The 208-nt window shown below is 72.6% G+C and carries 1 protein-coding gene; it reads left to right on the top strand.

Features of this window, described 5'->3' with window-relative positions:
* Nucleotides 1–208, top strand: a 208-nt coding sequence (locus tag QWJ41_RS21890; RefSeq protein ID WP_302710604.1) for a hypothetical protein, incomplete at both ends; no start/stop codon positions are given.

Here is a 208-nt window from a genome sequence, read left to right as displayed (position 1 = left end):
GGTGCTGGTCATGGGTGCCCCGGGCAGCCGCATCGAGCTGGGCACCATCGCGGTCCTCTCGAACCCGCGGCGCTACGCCTTCGACGCGGCGTCGATGGCGGCGACCCAGTTCGTGGTCGGCGACCCGAGCAAGCCGCCCGTGGCCGAGGACGACGAGCCGGGTCTGGAGGGCAAGGACTTCTACTCCCCGCCGCGCTCCACCTTCGCC

It is taken from the genome of Nocardioides cremeus (genome assembly GCF_030518195.1).
GTDB classification, from domain to species: domain Bacteria; phylum Actinomycetota; class Actinomycetes; order Propionibacteriales; family Nocardioidaceae; genus Nocardioides; species Nocardioides cremeus.
Note: the sequence above shows the minus strand (reverse complement) of the source record. Positions and strands in the feature narration are given on the sequence as shown.